This is a genomic window from Kribbella sp. NPDC050820, assembly GCF_040653975.1.
In the GTDB taxonomy this organism is placed as follows: domain Bacteria; phylum Actinomycetota; class Actinomycetes; order Propionibacteriales; family Kribbellaceae; genus Kribbella.
In genome coordinates this window covers 177,806-202,360 of the sequence record NZ_JBFAHB010000004.1, presented here as the reverse complement: position 1 = coordinate 202,360, position 24,555 = coordinate 177,806, and the positions used below count along the sequence as shown (strand labels likewise).

General features: G+C 67.8%; 29 protein-coding genes. 18 read left to right on the top strand and 11 right to left on the bottom strand.

Going from position 1 to position 24,555, the window contains the following annotated elements; genetic code table 11:
- Positions 1–65 precede the first annotated feature (65 nt).
- The 3 genes from AB0H36_RS06360 to AB0H36_RS06350 all read left to right on the top strand — a co-directional run bounded on the left by AB0H36_RS06360 (position 66) and on the right by AB0H36_RS06350 (position 2,279).
- Entirely contained in the window at positions 66–536 is a 471-nt protein-coding gene (locus tag AB0H36_RS06360; protein WP_360517588.1) for a hypothetical protein, read from the top strand.
- A gap of 3 nt (positions 537–539) precedes the next feature.
- A complete protein-coding gene (locus AB0H36_RS06355; RefSeq protein WP_360517460.1) occupies positions 540–1,451 on the top strand; it encodes a type II CAAX endopeptidase family protein in 912 nt (303 codons plus the stop codon).
- A gap of 123 nt (positions 1,452–1,574) precedes the next feature.
- Positions 1,575–2,279 (top strand): helix-turn-helix domain-containing protein, encoded by a 705-nt coding sequence (locus tag AB0H36_RS06350; RefSeq protein ID WP_360517457.1) that lies wholly within the window; start codon positions 1,575–1,577, stop codon positions 2,277–2,279.
- Positions 2,280–2,285: 6 nt separating this feature from the next.
- Here the strand turns inward: AB0H36_RS06350 and AB0H36_RS06345 are convergent, their stop codons facing one another.
- Positions 2,286–2,453: a hypothetical protein gene (locus AB0H36_RS06345; RefSeq protein ID WP_360517454.1), complete on the bottom strand. Its 168-nt coding sequence runs from the start codon at positions 2,451–2,453 to the stop codon at positions 2,286–2,288.
- A gap of 141 nt (positions 2,454–2,594) precedes the next feature.
- Between AB0H36_RS06345 and AB0H36_RS06340 the strand changes: the two genes are divergently transcribed.
- Positions 2,595–2,942 carry a hypothetical protein gene (locus AB0H36_RS06340; RefSeq protein WP_360517451.1) on the top strand — a complete coding sequence of 116 codons (348 nt, stop codon included), beginning with the start codon at positions 2,595–2,597 and terminating at the stop codon, positions 2,940–2,942.
- Positions 2,943–2,993: 51 nt separating this feature from the next.
- Positions 2,994–3,200 carry a hypothetical protein gene (locus tag AB0H36_RS06335; protein ID WP_360517448.1) on the top strand — a complete coding sequence of 69 codons (207 nt, stop codon included), beginning with the start codon at positions 2,994–2,996 and terminating at the stop codon, positions 3,198–3,200.
- Between the two features lie 35 nt (positions 3,201–3,235).
- Here the strand turns inward: AB0H36_RS06335 and AB0H36_RS06330 are convergent, their stop codons facing one another.
- From AB0H36_RS06330 to AB0H36_RS06320, 3 genes are all read right to left on the bottom strand, one after another.
- Positions 3,236–3,793, bottom strand: a complete 558-nt coding sequence (locus tag AB0H36_RS06330; protein ID WP_360517445.1) for a hemerythrin domain-containing protein — start codon at positions 3,791–3,793, stop codon at positions 3,236–3,238.
- A gap of 104 nt (positions 3,794–3,897) precedes the next feature.
- Entirely contained in the window at positions 3,898–4,452 is a 555-nt protein-coding gene (locus AB0H36_RS06325) for a hypothetical protein (protein ID WP_360517442.1), read from the bottom strand.
- A gap of 371 nt (positions 4,453–4,823) precedes the next feature.
- Positions 4,824–5,300, bottom strand: coding sequence for a carboxymuconolactone decarboxylase family protein (locus tag AB0H36_RS06320; protein ID WP_360517439.1), 477 nt, complete (start codon positions 5,298–5,300; stop codon positions 4,824–4,826).
- Positions 5,301–5,795: 495 nt separating this feature from the next.
- Here AB0H36_RS06320 and AB0H36_RS06315 point away from each other — a divergent pair, with 495 nt between their 5' ends.
- Entirely contained in the window at positions 5,796–6,293 is a 498-nt protein-coding gene (locus AB0H36_RS06315) for a VOC family protein (RefSeq protein WP_360517435.1), read from the top strand.
- A gap of 194 nt (positions 6,294–6,487) precedes the next feature.
- Here the strand turns inward: AB0H36_RS06315 and AB0H36_RS06310 are convergent, their stop codons facing one another.
- Positions 6,488–6,958, bottom strand: coding sequence for a helix-turn-helix domain-containing protein (locus AB0H36_RS06310; RefSeq protein WP_360517432.1), 471 nt, complete (start codon positions 6,956–6,958; stop codon positions 6,488–6,490).
- A 98-nt stretch (positions 6,959–7,056) separates the two neighbouring features.
- On the opposite strand from AB0H36_RS06310, the gene AB0H36_RS06305 reads away from it, so the two are divergent.
- From AB0H36_RS06305 to AB0H36_RS06290, 4 genes are all read left to right on the top strand, one after another.
- Positions 7,057–7,938 carry an alpha/beta hydrolase gene (locus AB0H36_RS06305; protein WP_360517429.1) on the top strand — a complete coding sequence of 294 codons (882 nt, stop codon included), beginning with the start codon at positions 7,057–7,059 and terminating at the stop codon, positions 7,936–7,938.
- Between the two features lie 35 nt (positions 7,939–7,973).
- Complete coding sequence (locus tag AB0H36_RS06300; protein ID WP_360517426.1) at positions 7,974–8,186, top strand: hypothetical protein; 213 nt, start codon at positions 7,974–7,976, stop codon at positions 8,184–8,186.
- Positions 8,187–8,237: 51 nt separating this feature from the next.
- Complete coding sequence (locus tag AB0H36_RS06295; protein ID WP_360517423.1) at positions 8,238–9,332, top strand: ScyD/ScyE family protein; 1,095 nt, start codon at positions 8,238–8,240, stop codon at positions 9,330–9,332.
- 318 nt (positions 9,333–9,650) lie between these two features.
- Positions 9,651–9,788 carry a hypothetical protein gene (locus AB0H36_RS06290; RefSeq protein WP_360517420.1) on the top strand — a complete coding sequence of 46 codons (138 nt, stop codon included), beginning with the start codon at positions 9,651–9,653 and terminating at the stop codon, positions 9,786–9,788.
- 195 nt (positions 9,789–9,983) lie between these two features.
- Here the strand turns inward: AB0H36_RS06290 and AB0H36_RS06285 are convergent, their stop codons facing one another.
- Positions 9,984–10,586, bottom strand: coding sequence for a hypothetical protein (locus tag AB0H36_RS06285; RefSeq protein WP_360517417.1), 603 nt, complete (start codon positions 10,584–10,586; stop codon positions 9,984–9,986).
- Positions 10,587–10,683: 97 nt separating this feature from the next.
- Between AB0H36_RS06285 and AB0H36_RS06280 the strand changes: the two genes are divergently transcribed.
- Positions 10,684–10,851 (top strand): hypothetical protein, encoded by a 168-nt coding sequence (locus tag AB0H36_RS06280; RefSeq protein WP_360517414.1) that lies wholly within the window; start codon positions 10,684–10,686, stop codon positions 10,849–10,851.
- Between the two features lie 131 nt (positions 10,852–10,982).
- Here AB0H36_RS06280 and AB0H36_RS06275 read toward each other — a convergent pair whose 3' ends face one another.
- Complete coding sequence (locus AB0H36_RS06275; RefSeq protein WP_360517411.1) at positions 10,983–12,032, bottom strand: tellurite resistance/C4-dicarboxylate transporter family protein; 1,050 nt, start codon at positions 12,030–12,032, stop codon at positions 10,983–10,985.
- A gap of 73 nt (positions 12,033–12,105) precedes the next feature.
- On the opposite strand from AB0H36_RS06275, the gene AB0H36_RS06270 reads away from it, so the two are divergent.
- From AB0H36_RS06270 to AB0H36_RS06240, 7 genes are all read left to right on the top strand, one after another.
- Positions 12,106–13,134, top strand: coding sequence for a LacI family DNA-binding transcriptional regulator (locus AB0H36_RS06270; protein WP_360517408.1), 1,029 nt, complete (start codon positions 12,106–12,108; stop codon positions 13,132–13,134).
- 190 nt (positions 13,135–13,324) lie between these two features.
- Positions 13,325–14,323: a LacI family DNA-binding transcriptional regulator gene (locus tag AB0H36_RS06265; RefSeq protein WP_360517405.1), complete on the top strand. Its 999-nt coding sequence runs from the start codon at positions 13,325–13,327 to the stop codon at positions 14,321–14,323.
- Positions 14,320–15,249 carry an ABC transporter permease subunit gene (locus AB0H36_RS06260; protein WP_360517402.1) on the top strand — a complete coding sequence of 310 codons (930 nt, stop codon included), beginning with the start codon at positions 14,320–14,322 and terminating at the stop codon, positions 15,247–15,249. The genes AB0H36_RS06265 and AB0H36_RS06260 overlap by 4 nt, the downstream gene beginning before the upstream one ends.
- A gap of 1 nt (position 15,250) precedes the next feature.
- Positions 15,251–16,186 carry a carbohydrate ABC transporter permease gene (locus tag AB0H36_RS06255; RefSeq protein WP_360517399.1) on the top strand — a complete coding sequence of 312 codons (936 nt, stop codon included), beginning with the start codon at positions 15,251–15,253 and terminating at the stop codon, positions 16,184–16,186.
- A gap of 35 nt (positions 16,187–16,221) precedes the next feature.
- Positions 16,222–17,814, top strand: a complete 1,593-nt coding sequence (locus tag AB0H36_RS06250) for an ABC transporter substrate-binding protein (protein ID WP_360517396.1) — start codon at positions 16,222–16,224, stop codon at positions 17,812–17,814.
- The gene (locus AB0H36_RS06245; RefSeq protein WP_360517393.1) at positions 17,811–19,658 is read left to right on the top strand and encodes a GH32 C-terminal domain-containing protein; all 1,848 of its coding nucleotides are present in this window, start codon (positions 17,811–17,813) and stop codon (positions 19,656–19,658) included. The genes AB0H36_RS06250 and AB0H36_RS06245 overlap by 4 nt, the downstream gene beginning before the upstream one ends.
- Positions 19,659–19,670: 12 nt before the next feature.
- Positions 19,671–20,618, top strand: coding sequence for a hypothetical protein (locus AB0H36_RS06240; protein WP_360517390.1), 948 nt, complete (start codon positions 19,671–19,673; stop codon positions 20,616–20,618).
- Here the strand turns inward: AB0H36_RS06240 and AB0H36_RS06235 are convergent.
- From AB0H36_RS06235 to AB0H36_RS06220, 4 genes are read right to left on the bottom strand one after another with little or no spacing between them, the layout of a single operon-like run.
- Entirely contained in the window at positions 20,551–21,657 is a 1,107-nt protein-coding gene (locus AB0H36_RS06235) for a LacI family DNA-binding transcriptional regulator (RefSeq protein WP_360517387.1), read from the bottom strand. The two genes, AB0H36_RS06240 and AB0H36_RS06235, sit on opposite strands and share 68 nt — an antisense overlap.
- Before the next feature lie 10 nt (positions 21,658–21,667).
- Positions 21,668–22,789 (bottom strand): glycoside hydrolase family 172 protein, encoded by a 1,122-nt coding sequence (locus tag AB0H36_RS06230; protein WP_360517384.1) that lies wholly within the window; start codon positions 22,787–22,789, stop codon positions 21,668–21,670.
- Positions 22,790–22,812: 23 nt separating this feature from the next.
- Positions 22,813–23,652 (bottom strand): carbohydrate ABC transporter permease, encoded by an 840-nt coding sequence (locus AB0H36_RS06225; RefSeq protein ID WP_360517381.1) that lies wholly within the window; start codon positions 23,650–23,652, stop codon positions 22,813–22,815.
- On the bottom strand, positions 23,649–24,539 hold the full coding sequence (locus AB0H36_RS06220; RefSeq protein WP_360517378.1) for a sugar ABC transporter permease: 891 nt from the start codon (positions 24,537–24,539) through the stop codon (positions 23,649–23,651). The genes AB0H36_RS06225 and AB0H36_RS06220 overlap by 4 nt, the downstream gene beginning before the upstream one ends.
- Positions 24,540–24,555 lie beyond the last annotated feature (16 nt).

Sequence of the window (24,555 nt, the reverse complement as noted above, 5' to 3'; positions counted from 1 at the left end):
CGGGACGCTGAGACCGTCCCGGGTTCGCGACGAGTCAGCGCGCCTGGTCAGAGGTGAGTGCAATGATGAGTGGAGCGAGTGCGAGGACGGCCGCGATCGCCGCCGCCATTGGGTTTGCCGGGCTGGCGGTCTTCCAGCTGTTGCTGGCGGCGGGCGCGCCGTACGGGGAAGCCGCCTGGGGCGGAAACACGGAGGGCCGGCTCCCGGCCGGCCTCCGGGTCGGCAGTGCCATCTCCGTCGTTGTCTACGCCGGCGCGGCCGCGGTGGTCCTGCGGCGTGCGGGCTTCGGGATTCGGCTTCCAAGCGTGGTCGCGCGAATCGGCACCTGGGTGCTGGTGGTGCTGCTGACGCTCGGAGCGTTGGCGAACTTCGCGTCGCAGAGTCCGTGGGAGAGGTTCCTGCTCGGTCCGGTCGCCTTGCTGTTGGCAGGGCTGTGCTTCGTCGTTGCCGGGAGTCCTGTGGACAGAGCAGCGTCCTCAGTTCGACAGGCACGCACGAGCCACTCGCCGGGAGCCGACGAACGGCGGGAGGGATGAGACATGGCTGAGTTCGTTCGGATCCGAGCATGGCGTGGCGAACGCGCCCGACCCCGCCCGGGCGAAGACCCAGCACCGGAGGTCACGTCGCGGGCCGAGCCCGGTCTGCCCGCGGGCCGAGGGCCACGAGATCTCGTCGCCCGGCATCCCTTCGCCGCGTTCGTGATCATCGCCTACGGGATCTCGTGGACGCTGTGGGTGACCTCCTACCTGGGCGGCGGCCAAGTTCCGTTCCTGCTGGGTGTATTGGGTCCGATGACCGCGGCGGGGCTCGTCACGTGGTGGACGGGCGGCTCGGTTCGAGCATGGTTGCGGCCAGTGCTGCACTGGCGTGTGTCATTCCGCTGGTGGGCGTATGCACTCGGTTTGCCGGCCCTCTTGTTCGGTCTCGTGTCCCTGGTGCTGCAGCTGATCGGCTCCCCGGTCGACTGGAGCCTGGCGGTTGACCGACTCCCGTCGTACGTCGCGGGGTTCGTGTTCGTGCTTCTGCTCGGGGGCGCGATGGAGGAGCCCGGATGGCGAGGGTTCGGGCTTCCGCATTTGCTGGAAAGGCACTCACCGGTCCGTGCGACGCTGATTCTCGGGCTCGTGTGGGGCGTGTGGCACATCCCGGTCTACGGTCCGCTCGGTTTCGTGGTCCCGCTGGTGCTCGCGTTCTTCTACACCTACCTGTGGAACAGGACCGGCAGCATTCTGTTGGCCATCGTCCTCCACGCAAGCTTCACCCCGGCCCAGGACGAACTGATCCTCCTCCCGCGAGACCTGGCCTATACATCGACCCTGGACAGGCCCGACTGGGTGATCCTGGGCGTCTACCTCACCGCCGTCGTGACACTTCTGATCGCCACCGGGGGCCGCCTTGGGCTTCGCTCACGGGCCCGAGGGAAGCCCACACCCGAGAAGACGCTCGGATGAGGGCCGCGCGCCGGTTGGTCGTCGGACTCGTCATCATCCACGGACTCGTCCACCTGATCGGTGCCGCCGAGGGGCTCGGCTGGGCGGAGCCGACGCGCTCGAAGCTTTACTACACTCATATCCGTGGAAAATAATCGGCCGGCGCAATCACCGCCGTACGGCCCGTCAGCCGGCACCGGGCGGAGCCGCGCACTACTGTCCAAGTCGCGCGCCGCTCTGCTGGAGACGCTTCGCGCACAGACCGAACCAACGACGCTCAACGCGCTCGTCGCGACGACCGGGCTGCATGTCAACACTGTCCGCGAACACCTGGACGCACTGGTGCGCGACGGCCTCGCCCACCGGCACCAGGCGCCACCTGCCGGCCGCGGACGGCCCGCTTGGCTGTACGAAGCCACCGGCAGCGACGCCGCGGCCGCACCCGAGTACGCCGGACTCGCCAGCGCCCTGGCGGCCGCCATCCAACGCACCAGCACCACCCCACGCGAGGACGCCGTCACCGCGGGTCTGGACTGGGGCCACCAACTCGCCCGCGCCCGCAACGCGGGGCCTACCGCTAGTCCTGCCGCCGCCCGGCGAGAGGTCGTCTCTCTGCTCGACGAAATCGGGTTCGCACCGCAAGCAGACGCCCGCAACAACGTGGTGCGCCTCACCAGGTGCCCGTTGCTCGAGGCAGCACACAAGTACCCTGACGTCGTCTGTGGAGTTCACCTCGGACTCGCTCGAGGAGCGCTCGAGGAGTATGGCGCGGACGACAACGGCACCGAACTGCTGCCGTTCGCCGAGCCGGGAGCCTGCCGACTTCGCCTGAAGACCCGGCCCCGATGAGCCCACTCATACGCTCCACCAGAAACCCGCGGAGATCGACAACGACCCAAGCGACACCGGCCCAAGCACCTGCCCGATCGCTGCCGGCACGATCAGCGCCGGGGCCATCAGCCTCGGCACGATCAGCGCAGGGACGATCGCCGCGGGGCGGGTCGACGCCGCTCCGGCTGGCACTGCTCGTTCCTGCCGGCCTTGCCCTCGCGGCAGGCCTCGACGCCGCCTTGATCCTGCTTTGCGTCCCCGCTCCGGTGCGCGTCGGTCGCCTGCCGCCAACCACTCGGCTATGCCGCACCGGCGCTGCTTGGTCTCAGGGCCGTGGTGCTGCTCTCGCCCGCCTCGCTTGCCGTCGGCAAGTGCCTGCTTGTCGCAGGAACTGGCGCTCTGGTAGCGCTCTCTGTGCCGCTCTGGCGTCGTCAGCGTGACAACGCCGCGCTGATTCAGGCACTCGGAGCCGTCGTCGCATTGGGTGCTTCGGTGCTTTGGCTCGGCGGAGTCGCCGTACCCGTGCTCCTGCCATGGCTGGTCGGGTTCGTCGTGCTGACCATCTGCGGCGAGCGCCTCGAGCTCGCCCGGCTGAGCCTCGGCCCTTCGGTCGGGACGACGACGTTGCTGCTCTCGTGCGGCGTGTTGGCCGCTGGTCCAGTCCGAGCTCTACCTCGGTGACCAGGCAGGCATGGTCGACGCCACGAAGCTGAAGTCGGAGCAACCGACGCGGTGGTATTCAACGGCTACGCCAACCAGTACGACCACAGGCCACTCCGCCAGAACGGCCAGGCAGGCGCACAGAGCCTGGGTCTGCAGCCCGCCCAGGGCGGCTTCGTGGAACTCGCCTTCCCCGGACCCGGCGACTACCCCTTCGTCTCCCACCTCATGATCGACGCCGAACGTGGAGCCCACGGGGTCGTCCGCGTCACCGGGTAGGTCGTCTGCACCGGACGAGCAGGTCGGCGGCCGGCTTAGGTAGGTGTCGGGGTCGAGAGGAAGGTCGGGAGCTCCGCGTGGGCCTTGCTCACGGTCTCCCAGCCGTCGGCTCCCAGGGTCACCACCGAGACCGCGAAGACCCCGAGGTTCTCCTTGTCGATGTGCACCTTCAACTCGTCGAGCAATGCGGCTACGTGTTCGGCGAAGCCCGCGTCGTCCGGATCGATCGCCGCGAGGCGCTGGTCGAACGTCAGATGCTCGTTCTCGAGTTCGTCGACCGCGTACGCGAAGTCGCCCTGCTCCCTCAGCGCCGCAAAGACACCTCGCTCCTCGCGCCGGACATGCTGCGTGAGCCGGCTGGAGAGCGACTCCAGCACCTCGACAGCTCGGGAGCGGTCACCGGCCGCCAGCGCTCGACGTACCGACCCAGCAAGGTCGAGCAGCACGAAGTGCTCATCCATCAGCTCGGCGATCGGCTCCATCTGCCGGCAGCCGCAGTGCTCGCACATTCCCTTGTCCTCCAACTCAACGGCCTCCACGACATATTTTACTACACTGAATGCCGTGTAAAATATGTGGCGGATCACGGACACGACCGGCTCGCCGATTCAGCCGGGATCCTCATCCGGTACTCGCGGGTGGTTGATCTCATCGCGACGGTCGGCAGCCACGGACCGCGATTCAACGCCACCTCGAGCTAGCCGGTGCCCGATTCACTCTCGCTGACCCGTTCAGGGGGCCTCACCGAGGCGCTTGGCGCCGCACCGGCGGGCTGCTCGGTCTGGCCACCCATCCCGGCCTGCCGAATCAGGCCGGAGACCAGGTCTTGGGCCTCATCGATCGTCTCGTCAAGGGTGCGCATGCCGGCGTCGATGCGACCGGCCTGCAGCGACCACCGGGCGGCGGCCATCCCCTGCACCAACGAGTCGTTGATCTCGATGGCGTCGCGGTGCAGCAGCGCCGCAGCCTCCAACCGGCGCCGCTCGGTCTCAGCTCGGCTCAGTCGATCCGACGCATCCCCGAGCAACAGACCGAGCAGCAGCATCGGCAGGACGCGCGATACCCATCCCGTAGCCGTGAGCGACACGTCCCGTACGACAACCCAGACCACCATCAGCGCCACCGCGATCAAACCCGCTCCGACGCCGGCGCGCGCTCCGAACGTGATCGCGACCAAGGCCACGGGAAACACGTAGAGCATCGAATACGCGTCCACGGGATCCCCGGAGAGCAGCCGCAGCACCAGCACCACCGCGTACAGGGCACCCGCGACAGCAAGAGTGGGTATCGGACGATGCCGGAACCAGGGATCACGCGGAGGACCTGCCAGCGACCACACAGAGACGTTCATGTGCCCCAGCGTGCGCGGAACCCAACTGTCGTCACAGGGCCTACGGTCCCTCCCGCGCCTGCCTATAGACCCACCAAGGTGCTGGAAGAGGACAGCATGCTCCAGCCCGGCGGCGACGCGCTGCACCGCGGTTTCGGGTGGTACCGCGCGATTCCGAGAGCGCGGCCCAGAACAAGGTGCGGGCAACCAGCGGAGGACACAGCAGCGGGCACAGACTTTGACGGAGTCACAGAGCGTCGCCCGCCAAGGTCCAGGACGTACGGCGAACCCTGTCAGTCCGGCCCAGGGACAGCTCCCTCGGCGACCTTGAGTCTGGTCCACACGTTCATGTTGATGACGATCCCGATGATCTCGAGGATCTCATCGGGGGAGAAATGCTCGGCGAGAGCGTCGTGCCGTGCGGCGAAGCTGTCGGCGACCGTCGCATCGGCCAGCCGCGTCAACGCCTCGGCGTACGCGAGGGCGGCACGGGCGGCCGCGTCGTGGAACTCGGTCTCCCACCAGGCAGTGAGGGTGTCGATCACCTCCCGGCGGACACCGAAGTCGCGGGCGGCCTCGTAGTGGACGTTCAGGCAGTACGTGCAGTTGTTGATCTGAGACACCCGCAGGCGCAGGAGTTCGGCGAGCCGGCGGTCGATCCGAAGGTCGGCCTTGTAACCGAACGCTGCGGCGCCACGGCGTGCGAGTTCGGTGAGGTCCGCGTTGGCCGAACTGTCGGCCCGTCGATTCCGCACGATCACATCGCTCATGTCGTTCTCCTGTCGGGATCAGGCCTCGCGGCGCCCTCGACCTGAAGGTGTACTGGCGGCATCGCGCCATGAGGATGCTGGATCTACGGCCGACGCACCGGCCGACCGCCGTCGTGATAGCGAACGTGAGCAGCTCGGACAGCGGGCCGACGGCGGGTGTGCTGGTATCACGATGACCTCGCCGTGGGCGGATTCGCGCCCGGATCAGTCCCTGGCGGTCACCCTGGTCATCTGCGAAGCGCCATGGGTATCAGTCCCAGCGTCATCACCAGCAGGCGAACCGATCTGTCACTCGGTAGGCGGCTGGATCCGGGGCGATCCGCCGGCACTGCTGGAGACATGGCCGAGGCGCTGGTCACGTCGGCCCAGCGGACGCAGCGCCGGGGCGGTTTGGCGACAGCTCCACACCGTTCCCAGGATCAACAGCGGACAGCGGCGGTGACTGCGCGAGGTAGAGGACAAAGATTGGCCTCTACCTCAGGCAGGATCAGACGTATGACGACAACGCAGCAGATTCCCGGCGGCAAGTCGACGGTGACGCCGTACGTGGTTGCGAAGGGTGCGGCGCGTTTCCTCGAGTTCGTCGAGCAGACCTTCGAGGTCAAGAGCTCGCTGGCGGTACCCAACCAGGACGGCACTCTCGGGCACGCGGAGATCACCGTCGGCCAGTCGGTCCTGATGGCCTTCGACGCGCAGCCGGACTGGCCGGAGACCCCGGCCTTCCTGAGCGTGTACGTGGACGACGTCGACAAGGTGTTCGCGCGGGCGCTGCAGGCTGGGGCGACGGTGGTGACCGAGCTGGCCGAGTCCAGGGTCACCGGAGACCGCGGGTGCCGGATCAAGGATCCGGTGGGCAACGTGTGGTGGCTGCAGACGCACCTGTACGACGTGGACCCGAGCACACTGGGCGAGGTGTTCGCGGACCAGGCCGAACTGTCGAAGATCCGGGCGGCCCAGGAGTCGTTCGCCGACGAGATGCGCAGCCGGCGCTAGCGCCGGCCCGCACAAGTGAGCCGGCCGGAGCGCGATGCTCCGGCCGACGCTTTTCTGGGGGGTGATCAACGAGCTGCTCGCTCGATCACCAGGGTGAACGCGGAGGCCTGTCCCGGAGCCTCCTTCCATCGCCCGGCGACGTCAGCACTGCGAGCTGGGCGCCGCTGCGTCCGAGGGTCAGCCTCGGGCGACGGTCAGGCACCGGTCACTTGGGCGTGGACGGAGTCGTGGGTGATCGGCCGGCCGCAGTGGTGGCAGACCAGGTCGACCTGGACCGGGTGGCCGCAGGAGTGTCGCCGGGTGAGGAATGGGGTGTCCACCGCCCACTTGTCACCCCACTGGGACAGGGCGAGCATGACCGGGAACAGTTCCCGGCCGGCTTCGGTCAGGTGGTACTCGTGACGCGGCGGATGTTCGCTGTACTGGCGTCGCTCAATGACCCCGGCAGCCTCCAACTTGCGCAGCCGGTCAGCCAGGATGTCGCGGGATGCGCCCGTGTACCCGGCGATCCGGGCGAACCGGTGCACGCCGTACCCGATCTCACGTAGCGCCAGGAGCGACCACCGCTCGCCGAGGACGTCCAGAGCCGCGGCCAGCGAGCAGGGACGGACTCCCAAGGGCAGCTCAGCCATGTCAATGCCGTTCAACGGCTCGGGATCGGTCATGGGCCCCAACCTAGACCGAGTGTGTTGTCATTTCCAACTCACTGGTCTACCGTGACCCTCAGTCGGTAGGAAAACGCAACACACCCTTGGAGACTCACATGCCGACCCTCGCCAACAGCGAACCCGGAATCAGCGTCCCCGGAACAACCAGCCGTTTCCTCGACCCGACCGGGGCAGGTGACCAACGGCAGGGACAGTTGCGCTACCTCACCGGCGGCAGCGGCGCGCCCCTGGTCCTGCTGCACACCGTGCGCACCCAGGCCGAGCACTTCCGCCACCTCATCCCGCTGGTTCAGCAGCGATACACCGTGTACGCGCTCGACCTGCCCGGTATGGGCTACTCGCAGATCGTGCCCGGCGCTTCGTACGACGAACCCGCCATGCGCGCGGCCGTCGTACGACTCATCACCCACCTCGATCTGCGCGACGTGACGCTGCTCGGCGAGTCGATGGGAGCCGTACTTGCACTCACCGCCGCCGCCGACCTCCCCGACCGGGTCCGCCGCGTCGTGGCGGTCAACGCCTACGACTATCCCGGAGGAATCGCCAGGTCCAGTCTCCTGGCACGTCTGATCGTCACCGGCGTCATCACGCCGGCGGCAGGTCCGCTGCTCGCCCGGCTGGAACCCAAGCCCGTCATGCGCGCCATGCTGACCGGCGGCCTCGCCGACCCGGCCGCACTCCGCGACGACTACCTGAACGAACTCCTCAACGTCGGCCGCCACCCGGGCTACCCGACCGTCGCCCGCGCCGTGTACCGCAACCTGCCCAGCCTCATCGCCGCCCGCGACCGCTACCCCGAGGTCACCGCACCGATCCACCTCATCTACGGCCAGCAGGACTGGTCCCGGCCGACCGACCGGCAGGCCAACCGGCAACAACTCCCCAACGCCGAGTTCACCCAGGTCCCGAAGGCCGGCCACTTCATCGCCCTCGAGCGGCCCGACGTGCCGGCCGACCTGCTGAACTCGATCGCCTGATCCGGCCGCAGTCCACAAACGCGCTGGGAACGAGGATGCGGCTCACGGCGGCCGAACGGCGTACTGAGGTCCTGCAGGCCGCGGTGCAGGCGTTCGCGGCCAGCGGGTACGCGGCGACCACGACGGCCGAAATCGCGCGGGGGGTCCCGCTCGAGCCGGTCGACCCCGACATCGATCCCGCGTCGCCCGCCGGGCCGTGCGCCTGTACGGCGGGCGCGCCGAGCTATGGACGGCTGGGACGGTCGTGAGCAGACTCGGGAGCGGGGACTTCCAGGGGAGGGGACATGTTTCGACGCGCGATGATCATTGGCACAGCGCTGAGCACCGGGTTGAGTCTTGCCGTCCTACCGGCTCTGCCGGCGGCCGGTCAGGACTCACCGTGGCGCGTGGTCGCATCGGGGCTCGACAGCCCTCGCGGCCTGGCGTTCGCCCCGAATGGCACCTTGTACGTCGCCGAGGCGGGTGTGGGCGGGGCGGGTCCCTGCGTGCCGCATCCGCTCGGACAGATCTGCTACGGCGCCACGGGCGCGGTCACCGAGGTGAAGCGAGGGGATCAGACGCGGGTCCTCACCGGACTCCCGTCGTTCGAGCTGCAGGGGACACCAGAGGTCTTCGGACCGTCCGACGTGGCACTGAACGGAAGCGGCAACCTGTTCGTGACGCTCGGCCTCGGCGCCGACCCGGCCGTCCGCGCGGCGCTGCCCGCGGAGGGGCAGACGGCCGCGACCCTGGTCCGCGCCAAGCCGGCGCAGGGGACGTTCCGGCTGGTGGCGGACCTCGGCGGCTTCGAGCTCTCGGACAACCCGGACGGCGGACTCCCGGACAGCAACCCGCAGGGCCTGCTCACCACCGCGGCCGGCCAGGTGGTCGCGGACGCCGGTGGCAACTCGCTACTGAGGGTGAGCTCAGCCGGACGCATCTCGACGCTGGCCGTCTTCCCACCGCGGCTGGTGCCCAACCCGTTCGGCGGCCCGGACATCCCGATGCAGGCCGTGCCGACGACCGTGACCCGCGGCCCGGACGGCGAGTTGCACGTCGGTCAGCTCACCGGATTCCCGTTCCCGGTCGGCGGCGCGAACATCTTCCGGGTCGAGCCGGGCGAACCACCTGAGGTCGTCGCCGGCGGGTTCACGAACATCATCGACATCGCGTTCGGTCCGGACGGCTCGCTCTACGTGCTCGAGATCGCCCACAACGGCCTGCTGTCAGGTGATCCGACGGGTGCGCTGATCCGCGTGGACCAGAACGGTTCGCGCACGCTCATCGCCGGCGAAGGTCTCACGATGCCGACCGGGCTGGCGATCCGGGACGGCGAGGCATACGTCTCGAACTGCGGCGTCTGTGCCGACACCGGCGAGGTCATCGCGATCCCACTGCCCGGCCAGACGAGCTGACAAACCGGTCCCGAGCGTCCCAGTCAGGCGTACATCCGCCGTACTGGTTGCCAGCGGCCACCGATCACGCATCGCTGGCCGCTGGACGTGTTCACGCCCAGATGCGTCGACATCACGACCTGGAGAAACCGACGGTCAGGGCAACATCGCGAGGCGGCGGCAACCAACGATCAGGGCCGGCTGCAGATCACGATTACGAGGTTCGAGCCGCTGCACTACCGTCGAGCTCGAGGCGTGTTGTCAGGGTGCGTGTTCCTCCTCGAACACCATCTCGTGCGCCGCACTGCAGCGCAGGTGACCCGGAGGAGTCAGGGCTGGGTGCTCGATCACCGGACAGTTGCTGATGGCAACAACGTGGGCAGTGGCTGGGTACCGGATCTGGCGCGGGCCGAGGACGGCCTCCGCGCGGCGTACGCCGTCCTTGGAAACCAGGCGCGGGCCGGCCCGGCCAGCTGATGCCCGGTTGCCGACAGGCGATTGCCGGCACTACCTCGACGACATCGACACCACCGAACCACTTGTGCTCGGGAGCGTTCTCGTCCGCCCTCTCGCAGGCCTCGCCACACTGTTCGCGACGCTGCCGCCGCGACTTCACGGACTGCGCGGGGCAGGTGGACGGCCGTCACTACCACGTCTGAGGGGTGAGTGCGCCTACTGCAGCGGGCCTTTCGGCGCGCCGAGTCCGCGCGCGACATGGCGAAGGACGGCGTTGTCGTCTGTCGAGCGCCAGCGCACGACCGCGGCACGTTCTCCCATGCTGGACCTCACGGCGGATTGCAGGTCGTCGACCTCATCGACGTTCGTGACGAGCAGTACCGCAACAGCATCCCGCGTGCCTGAGAAGTCGGCCTCGATCGTGGACACGTCCAAGGCGACCGACCGGTCCGGCGCCCAGCGGATCACCACGCGAAGCTGAAGTTCGTCGACCCAGTACGTCGGCCGTCGCGGATGCCAGTCTGTGTCGCGGCTCGGTGGACTCACTTCCGGCAAGGCTTCCCGGACAGCGCCGTACAGCGCCTCTCGATAGGACTGGGCACTGCGGTCCTGGGCCCCGAAGGTCACCCGCTGCAGGCCGACCTCGTTCGGGAGTCGCCCACTGATGGCAGCCACGCCGAGCACCGCGCCGACGATCAATGCTCCGAGCGAGGTCAGGTCGCTGGCGCCTCGGAAGGCGAGCAGAACCCCCACCACGACGAGCACCAGCCCGCCGATCCCGAGACCGGCCCGAACACCGGGCCGCAGATCCGTCGCCACGACCTCACATCCCTACTCGACTCCATGATCACTCTTCGCGGGCATATTGTCACGGCTGGTGGGCGCTCAGACATCTTCACCAGCCTCGCCTACGCCTTTGCCCCTCACCTTCCTCGACGCGCTGCTGGGCGGCACCAGCCTGGGCAGCGCACTACGAGCAACCCGCCTCGCCCTCCTCAACAAAGGCAACCCGCTAGGACTGGCGTACATCCGCTACGGCCTCGCTGACGCTCACCTGCTCGATCCAGCCGACAGCAGCCGATAGACACTTGGACGGAGCCCGGAAGCGACTCTGTGGCACGCACGGGCGAACGGTGGCGAAATCCAGCAAACCAATCACGCCCTCGGTCGGCTAGCACGGCGCGCTCAGCACGATCAAGGACTCGATGCGGCCCATCAGGTCCGTCGCGACGCAAAGACCGTGCGGGCCACGTGCCTTGTCATCGCCGCGAAGACCAGCACCCACACCGTGAAGGCCACCCACAGCTCAGTGCGGCCAACTACCTCCACCACCGGCAGACGATCCGCGCGGCCCAGGTAGATCCCTGCAACGCCATACATGCCCAACGGGAAGACGATGCTCCACAGGGTTGCCTCGTACCGCAGCGGCACCCGGCGCCGGACGTGACGCCACCAGCCCGCGGCAACGAGCACCGGGATGAGCCAGGTCGCGAACGCCCAGAACACCACCGAAAGACCCGCGATCAGGTCGCGCGTCACCGTCACCATCGGCGCGTCGGCCATCTCGACGATGCGCGCACCCGCGAGCACCGTGATGGCCAGGGCCCCCATAGAGACCCAGTACGGCGGGGTCAGCTCCTCGGGCCCGAACTCGTACAGCATCAGTCGCAGCGCGACGAGTATGCCGGTAGCCCCGTACAAGAACACTCCGACCGACCACGACATAATCGCCAGGACCGCGAGCTCCCGCCGTACCGGCTCGAAGACCGGTTCGACTGTGGCCGCCGCGACCGCGACGGACTGACTGCCTACCACCCAGATGAACCAGGTGCCGTTGGCGGTCGCCACCACCGGCCGCTCCTGACGGCCGAGTACAGCCGTCCACGGTACGACGTACCCCAAGGCGAGCCACGCCAGTCCGGCGACGACGAGCAGGACGGCCGTGGCAGTGAACCATCCGGACAGGCCGAGCCGGACGCCGAGAACGTTGATGCCGGCAACGAAGGTGAAGAAGCCGAACGCCCGGCGTGGATCCATGAAGTCCTCGACCAGCGCGGCGCGGTACGCGACGAACCTCCATCCGGTAAACAGCAGCAGCACGACGAATGCCGCACAACAGACGACCAGCAAGATCCGAGACAGGAGAAGGAAACCTTCCAGGTGCATACCGACCGAAATGATGCCGGAAGCCATGACCAGCGCGAAGTAGCCAGGCGTGAGCCCTTCGACAGCCCGTCGCACACGTGCCCCGAACCCATCAGCCACGGGTCGAAGTCTTTCACGACGGAAGCAGTGGGTACCCAGTTGGACGTCCGCGGGCGGATGTGAGGATGTGGGCATGGCGCAGCGGCGGGTGGGGATCAAGGATGTGGCGGAGGCCGCTGGGGTCTCGGTGACGACTGTGTCGCATGCGCTCAACGAGGTCGAGGGGACGCGGGTTTCCGAGGACACCCGGTTGCGGATCCGGGCGGTGGCGGAGCGGCTCGGGTATACGCCGAGCCGGCTTGCGCGTGGGTTGCGGTTGCAGCGGTCGCATCTGCTGGCGTTGATCAGCGACCGGGTCGCGACCACGCCGTACGCCGGGCGGATGGTCCTCGGCGTCCAGGAGGCCGCGTTCGCCCGCGGCTGGACGGTCCTGATGTTCGACACCGGCGGCGATCCGGACGTCGAGAAGCGGGCGATCGAGACGACGTTGCAGCATCAGGTCGACGGCGTCCTCTATGCCACGATGTTCCACCGCGAGATCGAACTGCCCGATAACCTGGCCGGGCTCCCCACGGTCCTGCTCGACGCTCGCAGCCGCGAGCGGACCGTCCCGTCGGTGGTCCCGGACGAGGTCGGCGGCGGACGCACCGCGGTCGAGGAGCTGCTCCGGCTGGGGCACCGCCGGATCGGCTTCGCGCTCAATCGCGACGACATCCCCGCCACCACCGGCCGCCTCGCCGGGTATCGCGCGGCGCTGAAGGACGCCGGCATCAGGTACGACGGGCGCCTGGTCGCCGTCGACGACGCCAACGCACACGGTGGCTACCGCGCGACCTCCCAGCTGCTCCAGCTACGCAATCGCCCGACGGCGGTCTTCTGCTTCAACGATCGTATGGCGATGGGTGCGTACCGTGCGGCCGCCGAGCTCGGCCTGCGTATCCCCGACGATCTGTCGGTGATCGGGTACGACGACCAGGAGAACATCGCCGACGGCCTCCACCCCGAGCTGACAACTGTCGCACTCCCCCACGCCGACATGGGCCGCTGGGCGGCCAACACGCTCCTCGACCTGATCGAGGAGCGCAACACACCCAACGGCCCGTTCCCCGTCAAGCTCCCCTGCCCCATCATCCACCGCGCATCCGCCCGTCAGCTGAGCTGAGCCTCGTGCGCCACCGTCCGGGTGCAAAAACGATTTGGTGAAGGTTTGTACGCGCACGACGGCAGAGTGTCAACTGTTCGTGCGAGCTGTTGACGTGATGCCGGAAGTCGGCGTACGTTCAGCGGCGAAAGTTCGGTTGTACGTATAACTGCGGAGGTGCCAGGTGACACGGAGGCGGTCCGGTCCGACCATGCACGACGTGGCTCGGGCGGCGGGGGTCAGCCAGGCGACGGTCAGTCTGGTGCTGAACGACGCCGAGGGCTCCCGGGTCTCGGCGGAGACCCGGGAGCGCGTGCTGGCGGCCGTCGCCCACCTGGGGTACCGGGTGAACTCGGCGGCGAAGTCGCTGCGCGAGGGACACTCCCGGCTGATCGGGTTCATCGGCGACATCGTGGCCAGTACGCCGTTCGCCGGCGAGATCATCGAAGCGGCGCAGGACCGGGCATGGGCCGACGGTCACCTGATGCTGATCGTGAACACAGGCGGCGACCGCGATCTCGAGGAGCGCGCGATCGACTCGCTGCTGTCTCGCCAGGTCGACGGGATCGTCTACGCCGCGATGTACCACCGGCGGCTGAAGGTTCCGGCCGCGTTGCGCGAGGTCCCCTCGGTCGTGCTGAACGCCGAGACCGAGGACGGTTCGCTGCCGGCCGTCGTTCCGGACGAGTACGCCGGCGGTCGCGCGGCCACGCAGTACCTGATCGACCGCGGTCACGAGCGCATCGGGTTCATCAACATCAACACCCTGGAGTCCCGGCTCCCCGCTGTGGTGGATCGCGAGCGAGGATTCCTGGACGCGGTCGACGCAGCCGGGCTGAAGATCGACCGCACCCTCGTGAAGCGGGGTGACGGTGACGCGGAGACGGCGTACCAGCACGCTCGCCGGCTCCTCGATCGCAAACGACCGCCGACCGCGATCTTCGGCGCCAACGACCGTACGGCGTGGGGCGCCTACCAGGCGGCGGCCGACCTCGGGCTGCGGATCCCTGACGACGTCTCGGTGATGGGCTTCGACAACCAGGAGCTCATCGCCGCGCACCTGCGCCCGGGACTCACCACCATGGCTCTGCCGTTCGCCGAGATGGGCCGGCAGGGCGTCGCCCGGCTGCTGTCGGGTCAGCGCGGGACCGAGGTCGAGGCTGTGACCTGCCCACTCGTGGAGCGGGCGTCGGTCAGGAGTCTGGGATGAGTATGGAAGCCCGTGTCTCCAGGCCCGGACTGGCGCGGAGGATGGGCCGCCTGTGGCAGGTCTACCTCCTGGTCCTGCCCGCGCTGGTCTACCTCGCCGTGTTCAAGTTCTGGCCGATGTACGGCGTGCAGATCGCGTTCCGCAACTACAACCCGATCGACGGCTTCAGCGCCAGCCCCTTCGCCGGCTGGCAGCATTTCGAGCGGTTCTTCGGCTCACCGCAGTTCGAACGTGTTCTGGAGAACACGTTGTCGCTGGCGGTGATCAACCTGCTGGTCGCCTTCCCGGTGCCTGTGCTGCTGGCCCTGATGGTGAACAACCTCCGCGAGGGCCGGCTGCGCAACTTCGTCCGCGGCGTCCTCTACTCCCCCACGTTCATCTCCACCGTCGTGGTGGTCGGGATGATGTACGTCCTCCTCTCGCCACGATCGGGGCTGATCAACCACCTCGTCACCCTGCTCGGCGGTCAGCCGATCCTGTTCATGGGGTCGCCGGAGTTGTTCCGTCCGCTGTTCGTCGGGTCGACGGTCTGGCAGGAATCCGGCTTCCAACTGGTCATCTACCTGGCCGCGCTGTCCGCGATCGACCCGGCGCTGCACGACGCGGCACGGGTCGACGGCGCGAACAGTTGGCAGCGGATCCGGCACATCGACCTGCCCGGCATCCTGCCGACCGTGGTGGTCCTCTTCATGCTTGCGGTCGGCAACTTGATGAACATCAGCTTCGAGAAAGCGCTCCTGATGCAGACGCCGCTCAACCGCGAGTCCTCCCAGGTGATCCAGACCTACGTCTACCAAGCCGGACTCCAGCAAGCACAGTTCAGTTACAGCGCCGCGATCGGCCTGTTCAACTCGGTCATCAATCTGGCTCTCCTGGTCACCTTCCACCTCGTCGTACGGCGGGCTCGCCGCGGGCAGGTGATGTGACATGGGTACGACGACACTCGCGGCAACGACCGTACGACGTACCCGCCGCAACCGCTCCGGACTGGCGGACCACGCATACACCGTGGTCGCCGCAACCGTTCTCGGCGCGGCGGTGCTGGCGATCGTCTACCCGCTGTACTTCATCCTCGTCGCCTCGTTCAGCGAGCCCGACGCGGTCAACAACGGGCAAGTCTGGGCATGGCCGGCGGGCTTCACGCTCGACGGCTACGAGCGGCTGCTCAGCGATTCCCGCGTCTGGCAAGGCTTCGCGAACTCCGCGCTCTACACCGGCTTTGCCACGGCGATCAGCGTTGCTCTTGTCCTCTCGGCCGGCTACGCGTTGTCCCGCAAGGACCTGCCCGGCCGGAACCTCATCACCGGCCTGTTCCTGATCACGTTGTTCTTCGACGGCGGCATGATCCCGCGCTACCTCGTGGTCAAGGAGCTCGGCCTGCTGAACACCTTCTGGGCGATGGTCCTGCCGAACGCGGTCGCCGTCTGGAACCTGCTGATCGCGCGCACCTACTTCCGGTCCGCGATCCCGGAGGAGGTGCGCGAAGCCGCCCAGCTCGACGGCGCCAGCGAGTTCGGCTACTTCTTCCGGATCGTCCTCCCACTGGCGAAGCCCCTCGTCGCCGTCCTCGTACTGATCCACCTGGTGTGGAACTGGAACGCGTTCTTCGACGCGCTCATCTTCCTCACCGACGAGTCGAAGTTCCCGCTGCAACTCGTGCTGCGCAACATCCTGGTGCAGTCCGAGCTGTCCGCGAACGGGAACCTCAGCAGCGACCTGGCGTCGTACGCCGCACAACAACGCGTCGGCGAGCTGGTCAAGTACGGCATGATCGTCGTCTCCACCCTCCCGCTGCTGATCGTGTCGCCGTTCGCGCAGAAGTACCTCACCCGCGGCGGCGTCGCGGGCGCCCTCAAGGGCTGAACATCATACGTATAACTCCTCGCAGGAGGTTGGTCATGAAGAAGGTCCTGTCCGCCGCGATGGTCCTGTCGCTCGGACTCCTCACCGCCTGTTCCGGCGGGAACGACGAGAAGGTGTCCGGCGAGGCCGCCGCAGTCGGCTTCCAGGAGAGCGGGCTGCCCCTGGTGAGCAAGCCGGTCACGCTGAGATTCTCCGGCCAGAAGGCGCCGCTCGCCCCCGACTACAACAGCATGACGCTGGTCAAGCAGTGGCAGCAGGACACCGCCGTACAGATCAAGTGGGAGAACCTGCCGGAGAACGTCTACAAGGAGAAGAAGAACCTGCTGCTGGCCAGCGGCGACCTGCCCGACGCGTTCTACAACACCGGGTTCACCGACTCCGACATCGCGACGTACGGCGCCAACGGGACCCTGATCCCGCTGGAGTCCCTGATCGACAAGTACGCGCCGAACCTGAAGAAGATCTTCGAGAAGCGGCCGGAGATCAAGGCCGCGGTCACCGCGTCCGACGGCCACATCTATTCCCTGCCGGCGGCCGAGGAGCTCGGGATCGGCGCCGTACCGTTCTTCTACTCGATCAACACCGCCTGGCTGAAGAAGCTCGGGCTGCCGATGCCGCAGACGCTCGAGCAGTACCACCAGACGCTCCAGGCGTTCAAGACCAAGGACCCGAACGGCAACGGGAAGGCCGACGAGATCCCGCTGAGCTTCATCGGCGGCTGGTGGTGCGCCGACGCCGGCGACCTGTTCGCCGCGATCTCGGGCGTGCCGGACAACCCCGATCACCGGATCGTCCGCGACGACAAGGTGATCTACACCGCGGCACAACCGGAGTACCGGGAGGCGATCTCGACGCTGCACCAGTGGTACTCCGAGGGGCTGATCGACCCGGAGACGTTCACACAGACCGACAAGCAGTACCTCGCCAAGGGCAAGAGCAAGGACGAGGTTCTCGGCTCGTTCGTGTGGTGGGAGACCGAGGAGGTCGTCGGCGCACCGCGGACCAAGGACTACGCCTTGATGGGTCCGCTCGAGGGGCCGAAGGGCAAGCTCGTCGGGCGGGCCAACGGCGGCGACTACGGCCGCGACGCGTTCGCGATCACGCGCGCGAACAAGTATCCCGAAGTCACGATGCGCTGGGTGGACCGGCTCTACGACCCGGTGATGTCCGCGCAGGTCGCGTGGGGACCAGCCGGTGAGGGCCTGCAGAAGAACGCGTCCGGTGTCCTGGTGAGCATGCCGGACAAGCCCGGTGAGAGCGCGGGTGAGCGCAAGCAGCGGATCGCGCCGGGTGGACCGCGCGTGATCCTGAAGGAGGACTTCAAGTCCGTCGTGGCGCCGGAGCCGCGGGCCGCTCAGCGGCAGACGGACCTGGAGAAGATCTACCTGCCGTACGCCGAGAAGCAGTCGTACCCGCTCGTCTTCTTCACACAGGAAGAACTGCAGCGTTCGGGTGAGATCCAGACCGAGATCAAGGCACTCGTCGACGAGAAGCGCGCCTCGTGGATCGTCCGGGGCGGGGTCGAGAAGGACTGGGACAACTACGTGAAGCAACTGAAGGCCGCCGGGCTGGACGATCTGGTGCAGATCTACCAGACGGCGTACGACCGCCACCGGGGAACGAAGTGACCGTTCTCGTCCAGGCCGCGTTCGCCCCGCTGTCCCTGACCTCGCTGACCGGGCGTCCCTCGGGCCTGGTCAGCTGGGGTCAGGGAGACGCCCACCTGACGCTGGGATACGACCGCTTCGGCCGGCCCTCGGCCGAAGTGAGCGACGGTTCCCGCGACTGTCAGCTGGTCGCCGACAAGCCGCTCGCGCTGGGGCGATGGGTGCGGCTGGCATTGTTTGCCGACGGCACCGAATTGCAGCTCCTGGTCGACGGCAGGACGGCGGCGAGCGCCGGCTGGCACGGTCCGCTGCCTACGGGTACGCCGGTCATCGGCCGACGGGCCGACCAAGCGGAAGGCGCGGACGAGTCCTGCTGCGGGCGGCTCGCCGACGTCGAGGTGGTGTGCGACCCCGCCGAGGCTCGCCGACGAGCCGCGGCGGGTTCACCAGCCTTGCCGGATCTGGACGTGGTGGCCGAGTTGCGGGCGTTGCGCGGTGAGGATCCGAATCGGCCGGAGTACCACTTCATGCCGCCGGCGCACTGGATGAACGAACCGCACGCCCCGATCCAGGTGGACGGCGTGCACCACCTCTTCTACCAGGCCAACCGCCGCGGACCGTTCTGGGGAGCCATCGAGTGGGGCCACGCGATCAGCAAGGACCTCGTTCACTGGACTCATCTACCGCCCGCACTCACCCCTGATCGGACCACCGTCGCGCCAGACGGCGTGTGGAGCGGCAGCAGCGTTCTCGGAGAGAGCGGCGAGCCGTTGCTCTACTTCACCGCAGGAGACTTCAGCCGTACTCCGGATCAGTCGGTGGCGCTGGCCCGTCCGTCCGGCGATGGCTGGATCGCCGACGAGGCTCCGCTCGTCGAGATGCCGGATGATCCGGACCTCGTCGCCGGGCAGTTCCGGGATCCATTCGTATGGCGGGAAACCTCGGGCTGGTTCATGCTCGTCGGCGCCGGTGTCGTCGATCACGGTGGCACGGCGTTGCTGTACCGGTCCCCCGACGGCCGGGCGTGGACGTCGTACGGCCGGCTCCTTGTCGGTGATCGATCGCGTCACCCGGAGACCGGCGAGATGTGGGAGTTGCCGGTCCTCCTCCCGATCGGTGATGACCGGCATGTCTTCCTGGTGTGCCCGTGGTGGAACGAGCGACCGGCGGACCAGATCGTCGAGGTGGCGCACTGGATCGGCCGCTGGGACCCCGAGTCCGCCACCTTCACACCCGACCACCCCGAGCCGCGGCGCTTCGACTTGGGTCGGCACTTCACCGGGCCGAGCGGAAACGTGCTCGACGACGGCCGCACGATCCTCTGGTCGATTGCCCAGGACGGCCGGACTCCGGAGGCCCAGCGCGCAGGCGGCTGGGCCCACAACGCCGGCCTGCCGCTCGAACTCGGGCTCGCCGGCGAGCGGCTCACGATCCGCCCGATCCGCGAGCTCGAATCACTCCGGACAGCAGCCTTGGACCCCGGGCACATCGGCGGAACGACCTTCGAGTGCGAGGTGACCGCCGAAGCCTCAGCCGACCCGCTGGTGGTCAGCCTCACCGTGGCGGGGCTGCTTGCTCTCGAGCTCACGATCGACGCCACCCGTCAACTGGTCCGCCTTCGACGCCCAGGCGCTTCGGCGTACGACGTCTGGGGTCCGGACGAGTACGAGGAAGGTCCGGCAGTGGTGCCCGCCGACGACGTACGTCTGCGTCTGTTCGTGGACCACTCGATGGTCGAGGCGTACGTCGGCGACCACACCAGCATCACCACCCGCATCGACGTCAGCGCCGGACCACCCGAGCTGAGCATCAGTACGCCGTACACCTCCTGCCGAGCCTGGCAACTGGCCGGCGCCGACAACTGAGAAGGACTGCCTGTGCTTGCACTGGACGACTACTGGACGTGGGACTTCTGGTTCGCCGAGAACGGTCCGGACATCCATCTCTTCTTCCTGAAGGCGCCCCGCGCGCTGGGCGATCCCGACCTCCGGCACCGCAACGCCCGGATCGGACACGCTGTCTCCACTGATCTACGTAGCTGGACCGTTCTGCCCGACGCGCTCGTCCCCGGCCCAGCCGGTGCCTGGGACGACCTCGCCACCTGGACCGGCTCAGTACTGCGCGTCGACGGCTGGTGGATGTACTACACCGGCATCTGCCACGGCGACGACGGCCTGCGTCAGCGCATCGGCCGGGCGCACAGCACCGACCTCATCACCTGGACCAAGGACGACGCCTTCGTGCTCGAGGCGGATCCGGCGTACTTCGAGCAACTCGACGTCTCGGTCTGGCCCGACCTGTGCTGGCGCGACCCGTGCGTCTTCGCCGACCCGGACGGCGGCTACGCGATGCTCGTCACGGCCCGGGTGCCTGACGGCCCACCCGACGGCCGCGGTGTCGTCGCCCTTCTCCGATCCGGCAACCTCACCGACTGGACCCCCATCGGCCCCGTCACCGAACCAGGCGACTTCGGCCACCTGGAAGTCCCCCAAGTCGTCCCCCTCAACGGCCGCTACTACCTCCTCTTCTGCGCCTACGCCTTCGCCAACAGCACCAGCCGCACCACCCGCGTCGCACCTACCACCGGCACCCACTACTACGTCGGCGATGCCCTCACAGGCCCGTTCAAGCCCCTCTCCGACCACCTGTTCGCCGCCGACGAGTCAGCCTCCCGGTACGCCGGCAAGCTCATCACCGATCCCACCACCGGCAACCCGGTCTTCCTCGCTTTCCTCCACAACGACCCCAACGGCACCTTCATCGGCGCCCTGACCGACCCGACCCCGGTCCTCGTACGCCCCGACGGCGAGCTGGAGCTGGGCTGACCGATTCGCGGACGACGACAGGGCAAGGAAGCCACGTCGGGTCCGTCGACCGGTACCAGGCAGTGCTGGTGCTCTGGATGAGGCGGGTGAGCGTGGAGACCGCCCAGGCGCCCATTTCGTAGTGCGGGAGAGCGACCGTGGTCAGTGCGGGATAGACGCTCGCGGCGATGGGCGCCTGGTCGTCGAAGCCGACGATCGAGACGTCCTCGGGGATCCGCAGGCCGAGCTCCTGGGCAGCGCGGTAGGCGCCCATCGCCATCCGGTCGTTGTAGCAAAAGATCGCGGTCGGACGGTCTGCGCGGTCGAGCAGTTCGAGGCAAGCTGTGTAGCCACCGGCTGCCTCTGACACACCGGAGGCAATCAGGCGATCGTCACGCGGGATGCCAGCGGTCTCGAGACCACGCAGGTAGCCGACCAGGCGGCCTTGCGTTGCCGGCACCTCGATGCTCGAGTTGGCGAACGCGATCCGGCGGTGACCTGCCTCGGCCAGCAGCGCCACCAGCTCGGCAGCGCCGCCGGCCTCGTCGGGCAGCACGGCTGGTACGACGCCCTGCCGGTCGAGGGCGCCGATCAGGACCGCCGGCACGGCCCGCAGCTCGCGCGGTACCGAGACCTCGTGATGGAACACGGTGGCGTAGATGATGCCGTCGACCTGGCGCTCGATCAGCGCCCGGGCGTCGGCCCGCCGTGCCTCCGCGCCGGCGTCGAGGTGCGAGTTGATGATCGCGAGCGTCAGGTTGTGGCGGCTCGCTTCCTCCTGCGCACCGAGGATTATCCGCCCGGCATGCGGAGTCGTCGCGATCTCCTCGGTCAGCAGACCGATCATCTCCGACGTACGAGTTCGCAGACCACGGGCGAGCCGGTTCGGCGTGTACCCGAGTTCCCGCGCGATCGACCGCACCCGTTCACTGGTCGCCTCGCTGGTTCGGGTGTGCGGAGTGTCGTTCAGAACGTGGGAAACGGTCGTGACGGAGACCCCCGCGGCCCGCGCGACATCCCGGATGCCGACCTTCGGCACCACCGTCTCCTCGTTGTTCATCGGTCCGGCCTCACTCGTCCCAGAGCCCGTGCTCCGGCCAGCGACGCGGCAGCCGCTCCTCGACCGGCGGCAGCTCGGCATGTGGAGCGTGCCCGCCGACCTGGTACCAGTACGCCACGCTCGAGTAGTCGTTGCCCTGATCGTTCGCATGACCGTGCTCGATCGACACGCGGAGGCTCTTCTCGAAGCGGACCGGGTCTTCGATGTGCCAGCGGAACATGCTCCACAACCCGAAGTGCTCCTGCGGGCTCGCCCCGAGCGTGATGCCGTGGTACGGACCGGCGTACTCGCCGCTCGGGAAGCCCCAGGCCGCGCCGAAGTAGTCCTCGGTACCGGTCCCGTGCAGTGACGGCGGCCAGACCTCGCCGTCGATGAAGAACATGTCGTCGCCCTCCCCCGGCCAGGTGAACACCTGGTTGGAGGCGTCGAAGTTGTCGATGCTCAGCACGCAACCAACGTAATGCCCCTTGCCGACCGCATCGAGGATCACGTAGTTGTCGTCGCCGGTCAGATTCGTCCCGGGCAGGTCCCACGGCGCCGGGTTCTCGACCTCGGCGGTGTGGCGCACGGCGGTTGCCGGCTTCTCCTGCCGGTAGTACGCGTGGAACCGGCCCACGTCGTCCGGTACCGGCTCGTCGGTCAGTTCGTAGTCGACGTAGTAGAAGAGGTTCTCGATCGGCTGGTCGCTCTCGTTGCGGAGCTGGATCCGCGCGTGGCTGCCGAACGGCATCGGAAAGTAGCTGTTCATCGCGGCCGCGAACGGTCCCTTCGGACCGCGGCGTGGACCGAAGACGGCGTTGAGCGGAAGCGAGATGTAGTGCTTCGCGACCGCGTGCCCGACACCGAAGAAGTCGCCGAGCGGCGCGCGGACGCTCGGGTTGTCCTCGCCGTCCCAGAACATCTCGATCACGAGCTTGCGCAGGTACTTCTCCGAGTAGCAGCGGGTCGTCAGCCAGATGTGCTCGATCCGGCCGGCGCCTTCGATGTCGGCGATGACGAAGGTCTCTCCGGCGGGCACGACCTCGAAGTCGCGGTTGCCGCCGCTGTGGTCCCAGCTCGACTCGCGTCGAGACCGGCCGGACTTGACGTGAGCCAGGCCGCCGAGCGGGCTGTTGGGTTGCCAGAATTCCATATCTTCTCCGGATTCGAGTGGTGTCAGCCCTTGACCGCGCCAAGGGTCAGGCCCGCGACGATGTGCCGCTGCAGGGCGAGGGTGAGCAGGATGACCGGGACCGAGTAGACGGCCGCGAGCGCGGTCATCCCGCCCCAGTCGAGACCGAACTGGGTCTGGAAGTTCGCGATGACGATCGGCGTGGTCTGCGCCCGCACCGACGTCAGCAGAAGCGCGAACAGGAACTCGTTCCACGAGGCGAGAAACGCGAAGATCGCCGTCACCGCGAGCCCGCCGGAGACGACCGGCAGTACGACGTACCACAGCGCCTCCAGCCGGCCGCTGCCGTCGACCTTCGCCGCTTCCTCGAGCTCACCGGGCACCGCCTCGAAGAAGCTCGACATCAGCCAGATCGACAACGGCAACGAGATCGTGGTGTGCGCGATCGCGAGTCCGATCGAGGTGTCGGAGATGCGCAGCGTTCGCATCGTCTCGACCAAGGGTGCGCCAACCGCGATCGTCGGCACCATGCGGGTGATCAGCGCGCCGATCACGAAGACCCGTCCGCTCGGTGTGCGGTAGCGAGTGATCGCATACGCGGCCGGCACGCCGAGCAGTAATGAGAACGCCGTACTGAGGATCGCGGTCACCACGCTGTTGATCAGCGCCGGTACGACGCCTTCCCTGCTCAGCGCCGCGACGTAGTTGCCGAGCGTCCACTGCGACGGCAACACGTGCGGCGGTACGGCGATGGCGTCCAGTGGCGATTTGAACGAGGTCAGCAGCAGGTAGACGAACGGGAACCCGTACAGCACCAGTGTGACCGCCAGTCCGCCCCACACCAGGGCGCGCGTGGAACGCCGGCGCGTCTCGAGACCGTTCATGCCTGCTCGCTCCCCGGCCTCCAGATGGCGAGGATCGCCGCGGCAGCGACCACTAGCATCGCGATCAGATACACGGTGCCCATCGCGCTCGCCAGACCGGGATCGCCGTTGCGCGTCATCGTGCGGTAGATCAGCAGGCTGAGCGTCGTCGTACTCTCCTGAGGTCCGCCGTTGGTCTGGATGAGGATGATGTCGAATGCCCTCGCCGCATCGATGCCGCGGACGATCAGCGCGACGGCGATCACCGGCCGGAGCAGCGGCAGGATGATCCGGAACAGCAGCGTCGGATAGCGCACACCGTCGATGCGCGCGGCCTCGATCACGTCGCCCGGGATGTTCTGGAGCCCCGCGAAGAGCACGAGTGTGATGAACGACGTGGTCAGCCAGATGTCCGGCAGGGCTACCGAGAACAGCGCGATGTCCGGATCACTCAGCCAGCCGATCTGATCGGTGCTCTGCAGTACGCCGATGCGCCTCAGCAGCTCGTTGACGATGCCGAAGTTGTCGATGAGCAGGAATCGCCACAACAGGCCCGCGACGACCGGAGCGATCATCAGCGGATACATGAAGACGGTACGAAACACCGCCGACCGGCTGCCCAGTGCGGTGAACAGCAGGGCCACAGCGATGCCGAACGTGAACTCGAAGGCGACAACCACAAGCGTGTAGACGGTCGTGCGCAGCGATGCTCCCTGGAACGCCGATGAGCTGAAGGCTGCGGCGAAGTTGTCGAAGCCGACGAACGTCCGGGGCCCGCCGGCGATCGGCGAGATCTCGTAGAACGCGTTCGAGACGAATCTGATCAAAGGCCACGCCACGAAGGCGAGCAGGAACAACCCGGCCGGCGCCATCAGCAACAGCGCGAACCGGCGATCGGTGAGGCGCACAAGCGGACCCTTCGAA

What these genes read in the sequence shown, in the direction of transcription:
- AB0H36_RS06360 (WP_360517588.1), top strand. Translation starts at nt 66, where the DNA reads ATGAGTGGAGCGAGTGCGAGGACGGCCGCGATCGCCGCCGCCATTGGG.
- AB0H36_RS06355 (WP_360517460.1), top strand. Translation starts at nt 540, where the DNA reads ATGGCTGAGTTCGTTCGGATCCGAGCATGGCGTGGCGAACGCGCCCGA.
- AB0H36_RS06320 (WP_360517439.1), bottom strand. Translation starts at nt 5,300, where the DNA reads ATGAGCGATGTGATCGTGCGGAATCGACGGGCCGACAGTTCGGCCAAC.
- AB0H36_RS06315 (WP_360517435.1), top strand. Translation starts at nt 5,796, where the DNA reads ATGACGACAACGCAGCAGATTCCCGGCGGCAAGTCGACGGTGACGCCG.
- AB0H36_RS06310 (WP_360517432.1), bottom strand. Translation starts at nt 6,958, where the DNA reads ATGACCGATCCCGAGCCGTTGAACGGCATTGACATGGCTGAGCTGCCC.
- AB0H36_RS06305 (WP_360517429.1), top strand. Translation starts at nt 7,057, where the DNA reads ATGCCGACCCTCGCCAACAGCGAACCCGGAATCAGCGTCCCCGGAACA.
- AB0H36_RS06300 (WP_360517426.1), top strand. Translation starts at nt 7,974, where the DNA reads ATGCGGCTCACGGCGGCCGAACGGCGTACTGAGGTCCTGCAGGCCGCG.
- AB0H36_RS06295 (WP_360517423.1), top strand. Translation starts at nt 8,238, where the DNA reads ATGATCATTGGCACAGCGCTGAGCACCGGGTTGAGTCTTGCCGTCCTA.
- AB0H36_RS06270 (WP_360517408.1), top strand. Translation starts at nt 12,106, where the DNA reads ATGGCGCAGCGGCGGGTGGGGATCAAGGATGTGGCGGAGGCCGCTGGG.
- AB0H36_RS06265 (WP_360517405.1), top strand. Translation starts at nt 13,325, where the DNA reads ATGCACGACGTGGCTCGGGCGGCGGGGGTCAGCCAGGCGACGGTCAGT.
- AB0H36_RS06260 (WP_360517402.1), top strand. Translation starts at nt 14,320, where the DNA reads ATGAGTATGGAAGCCCGTGTCTCCAGGCCCGGACTGGCGCGGAGGATG.
- AB0H36_RS06255 (WP_360517399.1), top strand. Translation starts at nt 15,251, where the DNA reads ATGGGTACGACGACACTCGCGGCAACGACCGTACGACGTACCCGCCGC.
- AB0H36_RS06250 (WP_360517396.1), top strand. Translation starts at nt 16,222, where the DNA reads ATGAAGAAGGTCCTGTCCGCCGCGATGGTCCTGTCGCTCGGACTCCTC.
- AB0H36_RS06235 (WP_360517387.1), bottom strand. Translation starts at nt 21,657, where the DNA reads ATGAACAACGAGGAGACGGTGGTGCCGAAGGTCGGCATCCGGGATGTC.
- AB0H36_RS06230 (WP_360517384.1), bottom strand. Translation starts at nt 22,789, where the DNA reads ATGGAATTCTGGCAACCCAACAGCCCGCTCGGCGGCCTGGCTCACGTC.
- AB0H36_RS06225 (WP_360517381.1), bottom strand. Translation starts at nt 23,652, where the DNA reads ATGAACGGTCTCGAGACGCGCCGGCGTTCCACGCGCGCCCTGGTGTGG.